Source organism: Chitinimonas sp. (assembly GCF_041904975.1).
GTDB lineage: Bacteria > Pseudomonadota > Gammaproteobacteria > Burkholderiales > Chitinimonadaceae > Chitinimonas.
Map to the genome: position 1 here is coordinate 1 of NZ_JAYRLZ010000054.1, position 1,509 is coordinate 1,509.

At 58.1% G+C, this 1,509-nt stretch carries 1 protein-coding gene; it reads left to right on the forward strand.

Features of this window, described 5'->3' with window-relative positions; all coding sequences use genetic code 11:
• Positions 1-689: 689 nt before the first annotated feature.
• Positions 690-1,175, forward strand: coding sequence for a glutaredoxin domain-containing protein (locus ACE3OH_RS07470; RefSeq protein WP_374350267.1), 486 nt, complete (start codon positions 690-692; stop codon positions 1,173-1,175).
• Positions 1,176-1,509: the final 334 nt, after the last annotated feature.

The window sequence follows — 1,509 nt, forward strand, 5'->3', positions numbered from 1 at the left end:
GAGAGCCGACGGGGATGGGGCTCTCCGTACCTCGCGTTGTGCGCAATCGTTGATCGTGGGCGGGCAATGCCCGCCTTGCCTTTTGTAGGAGCGGCTTCAGCCGCGAAGGCGGCCACGGGCCGCCCTGCGGCGCTGGATGGCCTTCTTCGCATCCCACGGAGCACCCCTCTGCCCTCGGTGGCGCCGAGCATCGCAGGCCAAGTCGGGAGAAGGCGAGGGGTGTTTGAGGCCCGCAGGGCCGAGTTCCCGAGCCGCCGACTTGGTCGAGAAGCGCAGGGAACCCGGCGCAGCCGGGCGCCACCGCGGGCGCGCCTTCTTTGCTGACTTTCTTGGCAAGACAAGAAAGTCAGGCGGCTGCGGGACGCAATCCCGCCCAAAGCACTCGCGCCGCAGGCGCATAAAACCCAAGCCAGGTAGGGCGGGTCCCCGAAGGGAACCCGCGCGGGACTGGGGTGTTTGCAGTATCAAGGCCGTAAGGTGCGATCCTTCATAGGCAATTGAAGCGGAGCGCTTTGAACTGAATGCGCCGCCATGGCCTTATGCGCCTGCGTCGCAATCTGACACTGGTGTATGTCCAGGGTGGTTCGGTAGACTGCGGGCATTTTCGATTGGATCTAGGCTGGCCATCCCATCCAGCCCGAATCGGGATTAACCGTGTAAATTAGTGGTAACTGCTCCCTGGGCTATCAATGCGATTCCTTCTCTCTCTGTTTGCCTTCCCCTTGATTAGTGCCGCAGCGCTTGGGCAGACCACGACGCTTTACAAGTCTACCGGGCCGGATGGTCGGGTTTCGTATAGCGATCAGCCGCCGAGCAATGCCAAAGATATGAAGACGCTGACGTTCCAGAGCGCACCAGCCAGCCCACTGTCTGCTGAAACACTCGCCTATATCGCGCAGCTGAAAAAGTCCGCTGATACTCGGTCCGCCGCGCCTGTGTCGCAGGAGCCTGTTTTGTATTCCGCCGCCTGGTGCGGATATTGCAAGAAGGCCAAGGCTTACCTTGCAAGCAGAAAAGTTTCCTACCGCGAGGTGGATATCGATACCGACGATGGCGCACTTAGTTTCGCCCGCGCTGGTGGTAAGGGCGGTGTTCCTTTTCTGGTGGTAGGAGGAAAAAGTCTGTCCGGATTTTCCGAAGCAAGCTATGACGCCATTTTCATGGTGCGCAAGTAGCGGATGATTGTGCTGCTGATCGCCCGGCTCGACTGGCTGCAATCATTCGCGCCGTAGGCGCATAAAACCAAAGACGTAGACTAAGACGCTGAAGGATTGAATATCAAGTGAGCGTATTGTGCCGAATGTACGATGTTGGTTTATGTGCATTCCTTGCTTGGGCTCTCATCACCTTTGCGTTATGCTGCGCACCGCAATCTAATCCTAATGAGATCGGTTGTGTTCAGCATTGCCAGCCTTCCCGCACGCCTAGCGCGAAGATGTCTGTGCTTATATCGAGGACGCTGCATTTTGCCTGAGTACCAGGTTTTTGCCAGCAAGTAGGTTCATTCAG

Bases quoted from the DNA above. Each gene is read 5' to 3' on its own strand.
- ACE3OH_RS07470 (WP_374350267.1), top strand. From the start codon at position 690: ATGCGATTCCTTCTCTCTCTGTTTGCCTTCCCCTTGATTAGTGCCGCA.